The sequence below is a fragment of the Halomonas sp. THAF12 genome, from assembly GCF_009363675.1.
GTDB classification, from domain to species: domain Bacteria; phylum Pseudomonadota; class Gammaproteobacteria; order Pseudomonadales; family Halomonadaceae; genus Halomonas; species Halomonas smyrnensis.
Window position 1 is genome coordinate 3292458 of the sequence record NZ_CP045399.1, and the last position, 16039, is coordinate 3308496.

At 69.3% G+C, this 16039-nt stretch carries 12 protein-coding genes; 7 read left to right on the forward strand and 5 right to left on the reverse strand.

Annotation, left to right across the window (positions count from 1 at the left end; genetic code table 11):
• Position 1: 1 nt before the first annotated feature.
• From FIU88_RS15235 to prfB, 3 genes are all read right to left on the reverse strand, one after another.
• On the reverse strand, positions 2–388 hold the full coding sequence (locus FIU88_RS15235; RefSeq protein ID WP_016856374.1) for a hypothetical protein: 387 nt from the start codon (positions 386–388) through the stop codon (positions 2–4).
• A 264-nt stretch (positions 389–652) separates the two neighbouring features.
• Positions 653–2188, reverse strand: coding sequence for a lysine--tRNA ligase (gene lysS, locus FIU88_RS15240; protein ID WP_152479778.1), 1536 nt, complete (start codon positions 2186–2188; stop codon positions 653–655).
• A 163-nt stretch (positions 2189–2351) separates the two neighbouring features.
• Positions 2352–3450, reverse strand: a protein-coding gene (gene prfB, locus FIU88_RS15245) for a peptide chain release factor 2 (protein WP_152479779.1) whose coding sequence is annotated in 2 segments (ribosomal slippage) — positions 2352–3374 and positions 3376–3450 — 1098 coding nt in all. Because the reading frame shifts where the segments join, the coding sequence is not laid out codon by codon here.
• Between the two features lie 253 nt (positions 3451–3703).
• Here prfB and FIU88_RS15250 point away from each other — a divergent pair.
• The 4 genes from FIU88_RS15250 to FIU88_RS15265 are packed head-to-tail and all read left to right on the forward strand — an operon-like array spanning position 3704 to position 8788.
• A complete protein-coding gene (locus FIU88_RS15250; RefSeq protein WP_152479780.1) occupies positions 3704–5281 on the forward strand; it encodes a peptide ABC transporter substrate-binding protein in 1578 nt (525 codons plus the stop codon).
• Positions 5282–5339: 58 nt separating this feature from the next.
• Positions 5340–6266, forward strand: coding sequence for an oligopeptide ABC transporter permease OppB (gene oppB, locus FIU88_RS15255; RefSeq protein ID WP_016856370.1), 927 nt, complete (start codon positions 5340–5342; stop codon positions 6264–6266).
• Entirely contained in the window at positions 6256–7140 is an 885-nt protein-coding gene (locus FIU88_RS15260; protein WP_016856369.1) for an ABC transporter permease, read from the forward strand. The genes oppB and FIU88_RS15260 overlap by 11 nt, the downstream gene beginning before the upstream one ends.
• 34 nt (positions 7141–7174) lie before the next feature.
• Complete coding sequence (locus tag FIU88_RS15265) at positions 7175–8788, forward strand: ABC transporter ATP-binding protein (protein ID WP_152479781.1); 1614 nt, start codon at positions 7175–7177, stop codon at positions 8786–8788.
• A gap of 74 nt (positions 8789–8862) precedes the next feature.
• Here the strand turns inward: FIU88_RS15265 and FIU88_RS15270 are convergent, their stop codons facing one another.
• Entirely contained in the window at positions 8863–10206 is a 1344-nt protein-coding gene (locus tag FIU88_RS15270; protein WP_152479782.1) for an OmpP1/FadL family transporter, read from the reverse strand.
• Positions 10207–10476: 270 nt separating this feature from the next.
• Here FIU88_RS15270 and FIU88_RS15275 point away from each other — a divergent pair, with 270 nt between their 5' ends.
• The 3 genes from FIU88_RS15275 (at position 10477) to FIU88_RS15285 (ending at position 14041) form a co-directional block, all read left to right on the forward strand.
• Positions 10477–10929, forward strand: coding sequence for a MerR family transcriptional regulator (locus tag FIU88_RS15275; protein ID WP_016856366.1), 453 nt, complete (start codon positions 10477–10479; stop codon positions 10927–10929).
• A complete protein-coding gene (locus tag FIU88_RS15280) occupies positions 10926–13490 on the forward strand; it encodes a heavy metal translocating P-type ATPase (RefSeq protein WP_152479783.1) in 2565 nt (854 codons plus the stop codon). The genes FIU88_RS15275 and FIU88_RS15280 overlap by 4 nt, the downstream gene beginning before the upstream one ends.
• A gap of 131 nt (positions 13491–13621) precedes the next feature.
• The gene (locus FIU88_RS15285; RefSeq protein ID WP_016856364.1) at positions 13622–14041 is read left to right on the forward strand and encodes a VOC family protein; all 420 of its coding nucleotides are present in this window, start codon (positions 13622–13624) and stop codon (positions 14039–14041) included.
• A gap of 98 nt (positions 14042–14139) precedes the next feature.
• On the opposite strand, the gene FIU88_RS15290 is transcribed toward FIU88_RS15285, so the two are convergent.
• On the reverse strand, positions 14140–15942 hold the full coding sequence (locus FIU88_RS15290; protein WP_016856363.1) for a DHH family phosphoesterase: 1803 nt from the start codon (positions 15940–15942) through the stop codon (positions 14140–14142).
• Positions 15943–16039 lie beyond the last annotated feature (97 nt).

Consider the following 16039-nt stretch of genomic DNA (forward strand, 5'->3'; position numbering starts at 1 on the left):
ATCAGTCCTGATCCGTTTCCAGCAGCAGATTATCGTCCACTTCGGCCACTTCCAGGGCCGTCTCGTCATCGAGGTCGACGGCCAGGTAGCTGTACTCGAAGTGCAGGAAGCGCTGGAACAGCGCCCAGTCGAGGGTCTCGGGCCACTGGCGCTCGTCTTCTTCCCAGGCGCGCAGCTCGGTCTCGAGGATCTCGAGATAGCGCTCGCGGACGAAGCCCTCGAGGGCCTCAGGAGAATCCATCTCCGGGATCAGATAGACGGTGCTTTCCCTTTCGACGTCGCCGAGCGAGAGGTCGTCGTCACCCATGGTGGGCTCCAGGGCATTGACCCAGTCGACGAAGTGCTGGGTCGGCCTGACGCTCAGGGCGGAACGGTTGAGCAGTTTCATCACGGTCTCCTCGACGTCGAAACGCTGCCATTATGGGTGCCAGGGACGCTCCTTACCAACACTTCCCGATCAACCTGGCGAATGTAGGGCTGAGCGATCACCCAAGAAGCCCGCGGAAGGAAGCGAGCTAGACCCGAGTAGGCGACGTCGGCTGGCTCAGGGCAACGCGAACACGCTATGAACCCTTCCCTGGGCGCTCCCTTCTTCATCCCTGAAGAAGGAGGTTCGCTTATCCCTGTGCCAGCCTTGGAGCGTCGAACCGTTTCAGTCCACCTGCGGGCGCATGGCCGGGAACAGCAGCACATCGCGGATGGAAGCGCTGTCGGTCAGCAGCATCACCAGGCGGTCGATGCCGATGCCCTGGCCGGCGGTCGGCGGCAGGCCGTACTCCAGCGCGCGCACGTAGTCGGCGTCGTAGTACATGGCCTCGTCGTCGCCGGCCTCCTTCTCGGCCACCTGGGCGGCGAAGCGCTCGGCCTGGTCCTCGGCGTCGTTGAGCTCCGAGAAGCCGTTGGCGATCTCGCGGCCGCCGACGAAGAACTCGAAGCGCTCGGTGACGAACGGATCGCTGTCCTTGCGGCGCGCCAGCGGGCTGACCTCGGTCGGGTAGTCGGTGATGAAGGTCGGCTGCTGCAGGCGATGCTCGACGGTCTTCTCGAAGATCTCGATCTGCACCTTGCCCAGGCCCCAGCCGTCCTTGACGTCGATGTCCAGGCGCTCGGCGATCTGACGCGCGGCGCTCTCGTCGGCCAGCGACTCGGCGTGGATGTCCGGGTTGTACTCGAGGATGGCGTCGAACACGCTCAGCCGGCGCAGCGGCTGGCCGAAGTCGTACTCGTAGCTCTCCAGCACCTCGCCCTCGGCGTCGCGCACGGTGTTGGTGACCACGGTGGTCCCCAGCACCCGCTGGGTGACCTCGCGCAGCATGGCCTCGGTCAGATCCATCAGGTCCTGGTAGTCGGCGTAGGCCTGGTAGAACTCGACCATGGTGAACTCGGGGTTGTGCCGGGTCGACAGCCCCTCGTTGCGGAAGTTGCGGTTGATCTCGAACACCCGCTCGAAGCCGCCCACCACCAGGCGCTTGAGGTACAGCTCCGGCGCGATGCGCAGGTACATGTCGATGTCCAGCGCGTTGTGGTGGGTGATGAAGGGCCGGGCCGTGGCGCCGCCGGGGATCGGCTGCAGCATCGGGGTCTCGACTTCCATGAAGCCGTGATCCTCGAAGAAGCGGCGCATGGCGCTGATCACGCCGGCGCGGGTCTGGAAGACCTCGCGGGAATCCGGGTTCATGATCAGGTCCACGTAGCGCTGGCGATAGCGGGCTTCCATGTCGGTCAGGCCGTGGAACTTGTCCGGCAGCGGGCGCAGGCTCTTGGTCAGCAGGCGCGCCTCTTCCATCATCACGTAGAGGTCGCCCTTGCCCGACTTGTGCACCGGGCCGCGGCCGGCCACGATGTCGCCGATGTCCCAGCCCTTGATGTCCTCGAGCACGTCCGCCGGCAGGCCCTTCTTGTCGACGTAGAGCTGGATCTGGCCGCTGGCGTCCTGGATGACGATGAACGGCCCGCGCTTGCGCATGATGCGCCCGGCCACGGCCGCGGGACGCGCCAGCGCCTCGAGCTCGGGCTTGTCCTTGTCGCCCAGCTCGGCGGCCAGTTCGGCGGCGGTGCTGTCGCGGCGGAAGTCGTTGGGGAAGGCACTGCCGCCGTCGGTGGCGGCGCGCTCGCGGCGCTCGGCCAGCTTGCCGCGGCGCTCCGCGATCAGGTGGTTCTCGTCCTGGGAAGTGTCCTGGTTAGCCATGTCGCTACCTGTTGAAATCATGGTGTCGAATACAGAGACATCTCACCTAGAGCCGCGCGAGCGACGCCGAGACAAGGCGCCCCTCGGACAGAGCGCGGAGTTGACGAGTCGTCAATGAGCATCTCTGGCCGAGGGGCAACGCCGTATCGGCGAGCGCAGCAGGCTATAGGCCTTGTTTGAGGCTCGCCTCGATGAACTGGTCGAGATCGCCGTCCAGCACCTTGTCGCAGTTGCTGGACTGCACGCCGGTGCGCAGATCCTTGATGCGCTGGTCGTCCAGCACGTAGGAGCGGATCTGGCTGCCCCAGCCGATGTCGGCCTTGGAGTCCTCGGCGGCCTGCTTGGCCGCGTTGCGCTTCTCCATCTCGTGTTCCCACAGCTTCGCCTTGAGCTGTTTCATGGCGAAGTCGCGGTTGGCGTGCTGGCTGCGCTGGCTCTGGCAGGCCACCACGATGCCGGTCGGCTCGTGGGTGATACGCACCGCCGAGTCGGTGGTGTTGACGTGCTGACCACCGGCGCCGCTGGAGCGATAGGTATCGGTCCGCAGGTCCGAGGGATTGATCTCGATCTCGAAGCTGTCGTCCACCTCCGGCGACAGGAACACCGAGGCGAAGGACGTGTGGCGACGGCCGCCGGAGTCGAACGGACTCTTGCGCACCAGGCGGTGCACGCCGGTCTCGGTGCGCAGCCAGCCGAAGGCGTACTCGCCCTGGACATGCACGGAGGCCGACTTGATGCCCGCCACCTCGCCGGCGGAGAGCTCGGTGATCTCGGCCTTGAAGCCGTGATGCTCGGCCCAGCGCAGGTACATGCGCAGCAGGATGTTGGCCCAGTCCTGGGCCTCGGTGCCGCCGGAGCCGGCCTGGATGTCGAGATAGGCGTTGTTCTCGTCCATCTCGCCGGAGAACATGCGCCGGAACTCGAGCTTCTCGAGGCTGGCCTGGAGGTTCTCCAGCTCGCGCTGAACCTCCTCGACGGTGCCCTCGTCCTCCTCCATCTCGGCCAGTTCCAGCAGGTCCTGGCTATCCGCCAGCCCCTGATCCAGCTCGTCGATGGTGGCGACGATGGCCTCGAGGGTCGCCCGCTCCTTGCCCAGCTTCTGGGCGTGGTCCGGGTCGCTCCAGACGTCGGGGTCCTCGAGCTCGCGGGTGACTTCCTCTAGCCGATCCTTCTTTTCGGCATAGTCAAAGATACCCCCTCAGGACGTCTGTCCGCTCAGACAGGTCCTTGATGAGGTGGTTGATCGGATTGGTTTCCAGCATGGGGTTCGCCTGAATCCAAGGGAGATGAGGCGCGCGCCGGCGCCGGGCGCCGACGGCGGAGAAAAGACGGGCATTGTAGCGAAATGCACCGCCAGCGGCCATCCCGCAGGGGCCAGCGCAGCCGGGGTATCGAATTCGTGGATGAACTCATGCGCAATTTCAAATGGACCCCGACCAGGGTCACGAGGGAGGGTAAGTCATGGCTGCTTCGCGGCCGAACACTACAACAAGCACAAGCCTCAAGGAGTGATTCATGAGCAAGCCCCGTCTTGCCGTCGGCAGCCTGTTGCTCGCCACCGGCCTGGCCGCCTCGCCCCTGCAGGCCGACACCCTGCGCCTGGCCATCATGGGCGAACCCGCCTCCCTCGACCCGCACAAGATCAGCGGCACCTGGGAGAACGATGTGGTCGGCGACCTCTTCGAGGGGCTGGTGACCGAGGCCGCGGACGGCGATCGCATCCCCGGCGTGGCCGAATCCTGGGAAGTCTCCGAGGACGGCACGGTGTACACCTTCTCGCTGCGCGACGATGCCGAATGGTCCGACGGCACCCCGGTCACCGCCGATGACTTCGTCTTCGCCTTTCGCCGCATTCTCGACCCGGCCACCGCCGCCAGCTATGCCTACCTGCTCTACCCGGTGAAGAACGCCGAGGCGGTCTACGCCGGCGAGGCCGACTCCGACACCCTGGGCATCGAGGCCCTGGACGAGCGGACCCTGCGCATCACCCTGGAGCGCTCCACGCCCTACTTCCTCGACCAGCTGGCCCACTACACCGCCTACCCGGTGCCGAAGCACGTGGTGGAGCAGTACGGCGACGACTGGTCCAGGCCCGAGCACATGGTCTCCAACGGCGCCTTCATGCTGGAAGACTGGCAGTCCCAGACCCGCATCGAGGCCGTGCGCAACCCACACTTCCATGACGCCGAAGACGTCGCCCTCGACGAGGTGGTGTACTTCCCCATCGAGGAGCGCAACACCGCCCTGAACCGCTTCCGCGCCGGCGAGATCGACATCGCCCGGGAGTTTCCCACCCAGCAGTACGACTGGCTCCAGGACAACCTGCCGGAAGCCGTGCGGGTCGCGCCCTATCTCGGCATCTACTATTACGCCTTCAACACGCGGGACGGCCATGCCACCAGCGACCCGCGGGTGCGCGAGGCGCTCAGCCTGGCGGTGCGCCGCGAGGTGATCACCGGCCGCATCCTCGGCACCGGGGAAGAGCCGGCCTACCACTTCGTGCCGCCGGACGTGGCCCACTACGACGGGGCGGAACTCGATTTCGCCGACCTCGACCAGGAGGCGCGCCTCGAGCGGGCCCGGCAGCTGATGCAGGAGGCCGGCTACGGCCCGGACAACCCCCTCGAACTCCAGCTGCGCTACAACACCAGCGAGGACCATCGCAAGGTGGCGATCGCCGTGGCCGCGATGTGGAAGCCGCTGGGCGTCGAGGTGGAGCTCTACAACTCGGAGGTCGCCGTGCACTACGCCGACATCCGCCAGGGCGACTTCGACGTGGCCCGGGCCGGCTGGATCGGTGACTACAACGACGCCCAGAACTTCCTCAGCCTGCTGGAGGGCGGCGTCGCCAACAACTACGGCGCCTACGCCAACCCGGCCTTCGATGAGCTGATGGACCGGGCCGCCGGGACCCAGGATCTGGACGCTCGCGCCGAGCTGATGGCCGAGGCGGAACGGCTGGCCCTGGATGACCACGCCGTCCTGCCGATCTACGACTATGTCTCGCGCAACCTGGTCAGCCCGACGCTGACCGGCTGGGAACCCAACATCGAGGATATCCACCGCTCGCGCTGGATCGGCTTCGACGACTGAACCCATCTTCCTCCAACCGGCAACGGCCCCGGGACACCCCGGGGTCGCGGGGACTCTCATGCCTGGCTACATCCTCAAGCGCCTGCTGCAGGCGATACCGACGCTGTGGATCGTCATCACCCTGTCGTTCTTCCTGATGCACCTGGCGCCGGGCGGCCCCTTCGACGGCGAGCGCCAACTGCCGCCGGAGATCGAGGCCAATCTGCTGGCCACCTATCATCTGGACGAGCCGGTGTGGAAACAATACCTGATCTACATGGGCAACCTGCTGCAGGGCGATCTCGGCCCCTCGTTCAAGTACAAGGACTTCAGCGTCACCGAGCTGGTCGCTCAGGGCTTCCCGGTGAGTCTGGAGCTGGGGCTGTGGGCCATCGGCCTGGCGCTGTTGATCGGCCTGCCGCTGGGCGTGATCGCCGCGCTGAAGCGCAACTCCACCGTCGACTACCTGGTGATGGGCGCGGCGCTGGCCGGGGTGGCGATCCCCAACTTCGTCATCGCGCCGCTGCTGGCGCTGGTGTTCGGCGTCTTCCTGGCCTGGCTGCCGGTGGGCGGCTGGAACGACGGCCAGTGGCAGAACCTGGTGCTGCCGGTGGTGGCGCTGTCGATCCAGCAGATCGCCTACATCGCGCGCATGATGCGCGCCAGCATGATCGAGGTCCTCGGCAGCCACTTCATCCGCACCGCCCGCGCCAAGGGCCTGACGGAGGCCGAGGTGATCTGGCGCCACGCCCTGCGCCCGGCGATGCTGCCGGTGGTCTCCTATCTGGGCCCGGCCGTCGCCGGGATCATCACCGGCTCGGTGGTGATCGAGCAGATCTTCGGCATTCCCGGCATCGGACGCTACTTCGTCCAGGCCGCCCTCAACCGCGACTACACCCTGGTGATGGGCACGGTGGTGTTCTACGGCGCCCTGATCGTGCTGCTCAACCTGCTCGTCGACCTGACCTACTCGGCCCTGGACCCGCAGATTCGCCATGACGACTGATACCGCTGTCTCGACCCCCGATCTCGCCGGCGACAGCCTGGCCCGCGAGGCCTGGCGCCGCCTCAGGCAGAACCAGGCCGCCACCCTCAGCCTGGTGCTGCTGGCCCTGACCACCCTGGCCTGCGTGATCGGCCCCTGGTTGACGCCCTGGGGCCTCGACGAGGTGGACTGGAACGCCTTCCTCACGGCCCCGAGCCTGGCCGACGGCCACTATGCCGGCACCGACGCCAACGGTCGCGACCTGCTGACCCGCGTGCTCCACGGCGGCCGGGTGTCGCTGTCCGTGGCGCTGGTGGCCACCCTCGTCTCGCTGCTGATCGGCGTGCTCTACGGCGCCGTTGCCGGCTTTTTGGGCGGGCGCGTCGACAACCTGATGATGCGCTTCGTCGACATCATGTACTCGCTGCCGTTCATGTTCCTGGTGATCCTGCTGATGGTGGTGTTCGGCCGCAACATCCTGCTGATCTATGCCGCCATCGGCGCCGTCGAGTGGCTGGACATGTCGCGCATCGTGCGCGGCCAGGTGCTGGCGCTCAAGCGTCGCGAGTTCGTGGAGGCGGCCCACGCCCTGGGCGTGCGCGGCCACAAGATCGTCACCCGCCACCTGATTCCCAACGCCATCGGTCCGGTGATCGTCTACGTCACCCTCACCGTGCCCAAGGTCATCCTGCTGGAGAGCTTCCTGTCCTTCCTGGGGCTCGGCGTCCAGGAACCGCTGACCAGCTGGGGCGTGCTGATCAGCGAGGGCAAGGACATGATGGAGACCGCGCCATGGATGCTGCTGGTGCCCTCGGTCTTCCTCGCCCTGACCCTGCTGTGCCTGAACTTCCTCGGCGATGGCCTGAGGGACGCCCTGGACCCGAAAACCCGCTGATGACAGCGCCCCGGAATCCCATCAGGAGAGGAACATGCAACAGCCACTGCTCGAATTCGATCGCCTGCGGGTCGACTTCAGCCTCCCGGGCGGCACCGTCACCGCCGTCCGGGATATCAGCTTCACCGTGCACGAGGGCGAGACCCTGGCGCTGGTCGGCGAGTCCGGCTCGGGCAAGTCGGTCTCCTCCACCGCGGCCATGGGCCTGCTCCCGGACCTGGCCCGCCCCTCCGGCGCCATTCGCTGGCACGGCGGCGAGGGCGACGAGGACCTGCTGACGGTTGCGCCCGGGCGCCTGCGCCGCCTCCGCGGCAACGAGATCTCGATGATCTTCCAGGAGCCCATGACCTCGCTGAATCCGCTGCATCGAGTGGGTCGGCAGATCGTCGAGGTGCTGGCCAAGCACACCTCGCTGCGTGGCCAAGCCGCCCGCGCGCGCGCCCTGGAACTGCTCGAACAGGTCGGCATCCCCGAGCCGGCGCGACGCATCGACAGCTATCCCCACGAGCTCTCCGGCGGCCAGCGCCAGCGGGTGATGATCGCCATGGCGCTGGCCTGCGAGCCGAAGCTGTTGATCGCCGACGAGCCGACCACCGCCCTGGACGTCACCGTCCAGGCCCAGATCCTGACCCTGCTCGAGGACCTGAAACAGCGCTACGGCATGGCGATACTCTTCATCACCCACGACCTCGGCATCGTGCGCCACTTCGCCGATCGGGTCTGCGTGATGCGCCAGGGCGAGCTGGTGGAGAGCGGCGAGACCGCGTCGCTGTTCGCCGCCCCCCGGCACGACTACACGCGGATGCTGATCGACGCCGAGCCCCGCGGGCGCAAGGCGCCGGTGGCCGAGGACGCGCCGCTGCTGCTGGAGGCCCGCGATCTTCGCGTGCGCTTCCCGCTCGGCAAGCGTCTCTTCCGCCCGATGGAGGTCTTCGAGGCCGTGCGCGGCATCGACCTCTCGATCCGGCGCGGCCAGACGGTGGGCATCGTCGGCGAGTCCGGTTCCGGCAAGTCGACGCTGGGGCGCGCCCTGCTGCGCCTGCTCGAGAGCCAAGGCGACATCCGCTTCGACGACACGGCGCTGGCCGGCCTGGACAGCACCGCCATGCGGCCATTGCGCTCGCGCATGCAGGTGGTCTTCCAGGATCCCTTCGGCTCGCTGTCGCCGCGCATGACCGTGGGCGAGATCATCGGCGAGGGGCTGCGCGTGCATGCCCCGACACTCGGCCGACGGGAGCGCGACGCCCGGGTGCAGGAGGCGCTGCGCGACGTGGCGCTGGATCCCGCCATGCGCCGCCGCTACCCCCACGAGTTCTCCGGCGGGCAGCGACAGCGCATCGCCATCGCCCGCGCCCTGGTCCTCAAGCCCGAGTTCCTGCTGCTCGACGAGCCCACCTCGGCGCTGGACCGCTCGGTGCAGGCCACGGTGATCGCGCTGCTGCGTGACCTGCAGGCCCGGCACGGCCTCACCTACCTGTTCATCAGCCACGACCTGGCCGTGGTCCGCGCCCTGGCCGACAGCGTCGTGGTGATGAAGGACGGCGCCGTGATCGAACAGGGCGATACCGAGACCCTGTTCCAGGCCCCGCGCGAGGCCTATACCCGCGAGCTGATGCGCGCGGCCTTCCTCGACGGCGAGGCCGCCTGACGTCAACGACGCGGCCATGACAAAGCCCCGGCCGATGGCCGGGGCTCTGGGGCGAAGCGGATCACGCCAGGCGGCTAGAAGCGATAGTCCACCGACAGGGCGAAGACGTCGGCCTCCACCTCGTACTCGCCGGACAGGTTGCCGCGGCTGGCGTTCTCGTTGGTCGGGGTGGCGTCCTGATCCATGTCGACGTCGTCGCCGAAGATGCGCAGATAGCCCGCGGTGATGCCCAGGTTCTCGGTCGGCTGGTAGGTGGCGCCGAGGGAGGCCCAGCGGCGATCGGCGTCCGGCACCCGGGGGGTGCGGAACTCGGCGCTCGGCACCGGCGTCTCGTCGATGCCCAGGCCGGCCCGCAGCGTCCACTGATGCGTCAGCGCGTAGTTCGCACCCACCGAGAAGGCCCAGGTGTCGTCCCAGTTCTCGGTGGTGGTGCTGTTGGTACCGTCCTCGAACTCGACCACCAGCTCGTCGAAGCTGCTCCACTCGGTCCACTCGGCGTTGGCCATCAGCGCCAGGCGATCGGTCAGCTGGTGATAGACGCCCAGATTCAGGTTGGCCGGGGTGGTCAGATCGGCCTTGCCTCCCATGTCAGAGACCTGGCCGGCGGCGATGGCGCCGTCGGAGACCGGGTCGGTGCCTGAAACGTCGAGATCCCCCTCCAGCGTCAGATCGATCTCCGAGCGATAGCTCACACCGAAGCGGGTGCGCTCCGTCGCCTGGAACAGGGCGCCGAGGGTATAGCCGTAGCCCCAATCGTCCCCGGTCAGCTCGCCGATGACGTCGTTCTGCCCCGGCGTGGCCAGCGGGCTACCCTGGAGAGCCGCCGCCGAGCCGAAGTCGATGGCATTGGACAACGTCGCGTCCGCATACTGAGCGCGCAGCCCCACGGCCAGGTTGAGCCGCTCGGTGGCGCGGTAGTTGAGGGTCGGCTGGAAGTCGATCGTCTTCAGCTCGGTTTCCACGGCGTGGTAGCGACCGATCCAGTCCTCGTCGTACTTGGTGGCAAGCCCATAGGGCGAGTAGATCGCCAGGCCCAGGTCCCACTGATCGTTCAACTGCGTCTTGGCGGCGAAGCTCGGCACCCAGGCGGACTCGCCCCCCTCGCCGGAGGCGCCGGCCGTGTAAGGAATGCCGGCCACATTCGAAGCCTCGGCGTCGTGCAGCTCGAAGGTGGCATCGATATAGGCGACCCCGCCGGCGACCTGATTGCCGTCGATGTTGCCGATGGCGGCCGGGTTATGGGCCATGAAGCTGACGTCCTCGGCGCCGGCGGCGGCGTTGGAGAAGGCGTTGGCGAGGCTCTTGGCGCTCTGCTCGCGCACCTGGAAGCCGGTGGCGGCGGCCTGGGCGGACACGAGCGCCGCGGAGGCCAGGGCGACGGCGACGGCGAGCTTGCGAGACGTGAAGGGCAGGGGCATGGCGCGGCTCCTTGGCATTGCTGTTGTTATGGTGATGCAGCGACTGACCGACAGTGTCGTCAGAACTCATCGCAAGGATCAAGGACAAACGCCCGTTTAAATCCAGTTTTCACTAATACTTTAGTGGCACGAGTGTTTGAACATGAAGCGCAACAATAACTTGCACTCTCCTCCCGCCCCTCCCCCGCCGATCCCTGCGCCGCCATCTTGACCCTTGTGTCACCCAAGGGTTTTACACTCTGGGTATTCCCTCATCAGGAGACGCGAGCCATGAAGGTCAGCGAACTCGCCCGCCAGGCCGGCGTCACCGCCGAGACCGTGCGCCACTACACCCGCGAGGGGCTGCTGCGCCCCGAGCGCAACCCGGCCAACGGCTACCAGCTGTTCGACGACGCCGACCTGCGCCGGCTGCGCTTCATCCAGCGCGCCCGCACCCTGGGCTTCGGCGTCGCCGAGATTCGCGAGATCCTCGAACAGTCCGATCACGGCGACTCGCCCTGCCCGCTGGTGCGCGACCTGCTGGCGCGACGCCTGCCGGAGATCCGCCACCGCATCCGCGAGCTCGAGGCGCTTGCCGGACGCATGGAGGAGGCGCTGGCCGCCTGGGAGGACCTGCCCGACGGCACCCCGGACGGCCACAGCCTGTGCCGCCTGATCGAGAGCTTCCCCGAGCCGCTGGCGCCCGACGCCAGGGCAGCCGAGCCCAAGGAGACCTCATCATGAGCACCCCGACACGCCGCGAGCGCACCGTGCCCGGCATGAGCTGCCAGGGCTGCGTGAGGCGCATGCGCGAGGCCATCGAGGCCCAGGACGCCGAGGCCGAGGTCAGCGGCACGCCGGCCAAGCATCGGCTGGACGTCACCACCTCGCTGGACGACGCCGAGCTGGACCGGGTGCTGGCCGACGCCGGCTATCCGCCCGAGACGTCCACCGAGACGTCGCCCATCGAGCCGGCCGCCGACGCCAAGAACGACGCCGAGCCCGAGCCGGCGCCGACAGCGGAATCCGCCAGCGACGGCGCCACCCAGCGCCTGTCGATCACCGGCATGACCTGCGCCGGCTGCGTGAAGAGCGTGCAGCAGGCGCTGGAGCGCACCCCGGGGGTCGAAGCGGCCACGGTCAACCTCGGCAACCACACCGCCCAGGTGCGCGGCCGCGCCGACACCCAGGCACTGATCGACGCCGTGGACGCGGTCGGCTACGGCGCCGAGCCGATCCTCGACCTGCGCCAGGCCGAGAAGGTCCGCGCCGAGCGCGACGCCGAGGAGTATCGCCGCCGGCTGCGCGGCAGCGCCCTGTCGCTGGCGCTGGCCGTGCCGCTGATGGTCGGCATGTTCGTCTATCACCCCCAGCCGCTCGGCGCCGGCCGCGGGTTCTGGCTGGTGGTGGGTCTCTTGACCCTGGCGGTGATGGCCGGCCCCGGCCGCCACTTCTTCCGCAACGCCTGGAAGAACCTGCGCCATCACCAGGCCAACATGGACACCCTGATCGCCATGGGCACCGGCACCGCCTGGCTCTACTCCATGGCGGTGGTGGCCTTCGCCGAGGCCCTGCCCGAGATGGCCCGCGGCCTCTACTTCGAGGCCTCGGCGATGGTGATCGGCCTGGTGCTGCTGGGCAACGCCCTGGAGCTGAAGGCCAAGGGCCGCACCAGTGACGCCCTGCGCCGCCTGCTCGACCTGCAGAGCCGCACCGCCCGGGTGATCCGCGACGGCCGGGAGCAGGAGGTCGAGATCGACGAGGTGCGCGAGGGCGACCGGCTGCGCGTGCGCCCCGGCGAGCGCCTGCCGGTGGACGGCGAGGTGCTCGAGGGCGAGAGCCATCTCGACGAGTCGATGCTCACCGGCGAGCCCGCCCCGGTGGCCAAGGCGGCCGGCGACGAGGTCAGCGCCGGCACCGTCAACGGCCAGGGGGGGCTGGTCTATCGCGCCACCCGCGTGGGCGCCGACACCCGCCTCGGCCGCATCACCGAGCAGGTGGCCCGCGCCCAGGCCTCCCGGCCGCCCATCGGCCGGCTCGCCGACACCATCTCCGGCATCTTCGTGCCCTCGGTGATGATCATCGCCGTGCTCACCGCGCTGGTCTGGTACAACGTCGGCGCCGAGCCGCGGGTGCTGCACATGCTGGTCACCGCCAGCACGGTGCTGATCATCGCCTGCCCCTGCGCGCTGGGCCTGGCCACGCCGATCTCCACCATGATCGGCGTCGGCAAGGCCGCCGAGCACGGCGTGCTGGTGAGAAGCGGCGAGGCGCTGCAGACCGCCAGCCATCTCACCACCCTGGTGGTGGACAAGACCGGCACCCTCACCGAGGGCAAGCCCCGGCTGACCGAAGTCGAGATTCTCAACGGTGACGAGCAGGCGGCGCTCGGCTGGGTGGCGGCGCTGGAGCGCGGCTCCGAGCACCCGCTGGCCGCGGCCCTGCTCGCCCACGCCGAAGCACAGAACGCCGAGGCGGCCGAGATCCAGGACTTCACCAGCGTGACCGGCGGCGGCGTGCGCGCCCGCACGCCCGACGGCCGGACGCTGCTGCTCGGCAACGCCCGGCTGCTCGAGGAGGCCGGCGTCGATCTCGGCGCGGGCCAGGCGCGCGTCGCCGCGCTCGAGGGCCAGGCGCGCACCGTGGTCCAGCTGGCGGTCGACGGCGAGCTCGTCGCCCTGTTCGGCGTCAGCGACCCGCTGCGCGCCGATGCCAGGGCCGCCGTCGCCCGCCTGCGCGGCGAAGGGCTGACCCTGGTGATGCTGACCGGCGACAACGAACACACCGCCCGCGCCATCGCCGACGAGGTCGGCATCGACGAGGTCCGCGCCGGGCTGCTGCCCGAGGACAAGCACGCCGAGATCGAGCGGCGTCAGGCCGACGGCGAAGTCGTGGGCATGGTCGGCGACGGCATCAACGACGCCCCGGCCCTGGCCCGCGCCGACGTCGGCTTCGCCATCGGCCAGGGCACCGACGTGGCCATCGAGAGCGCCGGCATCACCCTGATGCGCGACTCGCTGCACGGCGTAGCCGACGCCATCGCCATCAGCCGCGCGACGCTTGCCAACATCAAGCAGAACCTGGTGGGCGCCTTCGGCTACAACGTGCTCGGCATCCCCATTGCCGCCGGCGCGCTCTATCCGCTGACGGGCAGCCTGCTGTCGCCGGTGATCGCCGGCGCCGCCATGTCGGCCTCGTCGATCACCGTGGTCGGCAACGCCAGCCGCCTGCGCGCCTTCCGCCCTCAGGGGGCCGACGCGCCCGACGAGGCCTCATCTTCCGGCCAACAGGAGGCATCCGCATGAGCTGGATCGTCAATCTCGCCGGCCTGGCGCTGATCGCCCTGATCGCCTGGTGGTTCTGGGGCCAGCGTTGACCGACGCCCGGGGCCGCCGGGGCTACGCTGAAGACAGATAGCCACCTGGGAGGACGCCCGATGCCCGAGCTCGACGGCGTGCTGGAAACGGCCCTCTACGTGACGGACATGCCCCGGGCCAGACGCTTCTTCGAGACGGTGATGGGGCTCAGCCCCTTCACCGCCGACCATCGCTTCACCGCCTATGACGCCGGCGCCGGCACGGTGCTGCTGCTGTTCCTCGACGGCGAGACCGCCGAGACGGTGGTGCTGCCCGGCGAGATGGGCACTATCCCGCCCCACGACGGCGCCGGCCGGGTGCACATGGCCTTCGCCATCGCCGCGCCGGCGCTGGCCGACTGGGAGGCCCGACTGGGCGAGCACGGCATCGAGATCGAGGGCCGCACCCACTGGCCGCGGGGCGGCGAGAGCGTGTATTTCCGCGACCCCGACGGCCACCTGCTGGAGCTGGCGACCCCGGGGGTATGGCCGACCTACTGAGCCCACTCTCGGGAGAGCGTGCCCTTTATTCGGCCGCGCCCCCGACGGGCATCTGCTGGAGCTGGCGACCCTTGGGGTGTGGCCGACCTATTGACCACTTAACGCACCGGCGCGGCGTGCTCGACCATCAGCTGCAGCGATTCGCGACCGCGCCAGCGGTTGCGGTTGAGCTTGTAGGCGCAGTGCAGCCGGTCGCCGACGCCGAAGGCCGGCACCTCGCCCGGGGTCAGCGCCCGGAACCAGATCGCCTTGGTCGACACCGGGCCGGCCGAGAGCTCCATCATCAGGTGATTGCCCTCGGCGCCCACCGGGCGCAGCGACTCGACCAGGAACTCGCCCTCGAACAGCGGCGGGTCGAACTCGCGGCCGTAGGGGCCGAGCGCCTCCAGCTCGTCGAGGGTAGCGAGGCTCAGCTGGGCCGGTGCCAGTTCGCCGTCGGTGAAGACCCTGGGAAACAGCTCGGTGTCGCCGAGCTGCTCGCCGACCGCCTGCAGGAAGGCGGTGCGGAAGGCCTCGAGGGATTCCACCGGCACGCCGACGCCGGCGGCGCCGCGGTGGCCGCCGAAGCGCGGCAGCGCCTCGGGGGCGAGCTCGAAGGTGCGCTGCAGGGCGTCGCGCAGGTGCAGCGCCTCGATGGAGCGCCCCGAACCGGTCAGCATGCCGGCCTGGGCGGCCGGGGTCAGCACCAGGGTCGGGCGGCCGAAGGCCTGCACCAGCCGTGACGCGACGATGCCCTGCACGCCGGGATGGCCGTCCTCGAGATAGACCACCAGCGCCGGCGCGCCCGCGGCCAGCTGCGGCCGGGCCAGCGCCCGCGCCTGCTCGGCCATGTCCGCCTCGATGGCCTTGCGCGACTGGTTATCCTGATCGAGCGTCTCCAGATGCCGCGCCGCCGTCGCGTCGTCCGCCGCCAGCATGAAATGCAGCGCGGCGTAGGGGTCGTCGAGCCGCGAGCGGGCGTTGATCCGCGGGCCCATCTGGAAGGCCAGCGTCTCGGCGTCGAAGGGCACGCTGTCGGCGCCCAGCCGCTCGGCCATGGTCCGCCAGCAGGCCGCCTCCATGCGATTGATCAGCGCCAGGCCCTGGGTGACCACGGCGCGGTTGGCCGCGCTGCCGCCGAGCGACACGCAGTCGGCCACGGTGCCCAGCGCCACGTAGGACAGCCAGGGCGAGAGCTTGGGCGTGGCGGCCGCCAGCACGCCCCACTCGATCAGCACCGACCGGGCCAGCGACATGGTCAGCCAGGCGACCATGCAGCCGGCGATGGTCGGGTCCGGGTAGTCGCAGTCGTCGCGGGTCGGGTTGACGGTGGCGAAGGCCGAGGCCGGCGGGCCCTCCACCGGCAGCGCGTGGTGGTCGCTGACGACCACGTCGATGCCGGCGGCCTTGAGCCGGGCGATGCGCGGCTCGTCGGAGCTGCCGCAGTCGGCGGTGATCACCAGGCTAGGCCGCGGCGAGAGCTTCAGGGTGCGCTCCACCAGCGGCAGGCTGATGCCGTAGCCATCATGGATGCGATGGCCGATCAGGCTGTGCAGCCGGTCTTCCGGCACGCCGAACAGCTCGTTCAGGGTCCGGCGGATCACCACGTGGGAGGTGATGCCGTCGACGTCGTAGTCGGTGAGGATGCCGATGTGCTCGCCCTCGACCACCGCCTGGGCGATGCGCTCGGCCGCCGGGCGCGCGTCCTTGAGGCGCTCGGGATGCGCCAGGTGGCGCAGGCTCGGCGACACCAGCGGCGCGAGCTCGCCGGCATGGCCGGGCAGGCGCCCGGCCAGCACGCGGGCCTGCAGCGGCGTCAGCCCCTCCGCCAGGGCGCGGGCCTCCAGGGCCTCGTCACGGGGACGCGGCAGGATGCGGGGCGTCAGCGAAGCGTCGGGGTCGGGCGTCGGGATAGCGTCCACGGAAACTCCTGGAGATGACGGCAAGACGCCCGGCGAACCGGGCGTCATGGGTGCAACGGCGATACCGGGAAGCCGCCGGGGACGGGCGCCCCCGGAG

Coding starts and splice junctions, on each gene's coding strand:
- FIU88_RS15235 (WP_016856374.1), bottom strand. CDS start 388: ATGAAACTGCTCAACCGTTCCGCCCTGAGCGTCAGGCCGACCCAGCAC.
- lysS (WP_152479778.1), bottom strand. CDS start 2,188: ATGGCTAACCAGGACACTTCCCAGGACGAGAACCACCTGATCGCGGAG.
- FIU88_RS15250 (WP_152479780.1), top strand. CDS start 3,704: ATGAGCAAGCCCCGTCTTGCCGTCGGCAGCCTGTTGCTCGCCACCGGC.
- oppB (WP_016856370.1), top strand. CDS start 5,340: ATGCCTGGCTACATCCTCAAGCGCCTGCTGCAGGCGATACCGACGCTG.
- FIU88_RS15260 (WP_016856369.1), top strand. CDS start 6,256: ATGACGACTGATACCGCTGTCTCGACCCCCGATCTCGCCGGCGACAGC.
- FIU88_RS15265 (WP_152479781.1), top strand. CDS start 7,175: ATGCAACAGCCACTGCTCGAATTCGATCGCCTGCGGGTCGACTTCAGC.
- FIU88_RS15270 (WP_152479782.1), bottom strand. CDS start 10,206: ATGCCCCTGCCCTTCACGTCTCGCAAGCTCGCCGTCGCCGTCGCCCTG.
- FIU88_RS15275 (WP_016856366.1), top strand. CDS start 10,477: ATGAAGGTCAGCGAACTCGCCCGCCAGGCCGGCGTCACCGCCGAGACC.
- FIU88_RS15280 (WP_152479783.1), top strand. CDS start 10,926: ATGAGCACCCCGACACGCCGCGAGCGCACCGTGCCCGGCATGAGCTGC.
- FIU88_RS15285 (WP_016856364.1), top strand. CDS start 13,622: ATGCCCGAGCTCGACGGCGTGCTGGAAACGGCCCTCTACGTGACGGAC.